We start from the raw sequence: 429 nt of genomic DNA on the forward strand, positions 1-429 counted from the left end.
GCTCTCCTTGTCGATCGTGACGCGCTTGGCGGTGCCGAGCATGCCGATCGTGACGCTCTCGAGCTTGATGCCGAGGTCTTCCGAGATCATCTCGCCCTTGGTCAGGATCGCGATGTCTTCGAGCATCGCCTTGCGACGATCGCCGAAGCCCGGTGCCTTGACGGCTGCAACCTTCAGGCCGCCGCGCAGCTTGTTGACGACGAGCGTGGCCAGAGCCTCACCCTCAATGTCCTCAGCGATGATGAGGAGCGGACGGCCCGACTGAACAACCGCTTCCAGGATCGGGAGCAGCGCCTGCAGGTTCGACAGCTTCTTCTCGTGGATCAGCACATAGGGATCCTCGAGCTCGACCCGCATCTTCTCGGCATTGGTGACGAAATAGGGCGAGATGTAGCCGCGGTCGAACTGCATGCCCTCGACCACTTCGAG

General features: G+C 61.8%; 1 pseudogene. It reads right to left on the reverse strand.

Features of this window, described 5'->3' with window-relative positions:
• Positions 1–429: pseudogene (locus AACY08_RS30100) on the reverse strand (TCP-1/cpn60 chaperonin family protein); the annotation flags it as partial.

The organism is Pseudomonas sp. EL_65y_Pfl1_R83 (assembly GCF_963970695.1).
Lineage (GTDB): Bacteria > Pseudomonadota > Gammaproteobacteria > Pseudomonadales > Pseudomonadaceae > Aquipseudomonas > Aquipseudomonas tritici.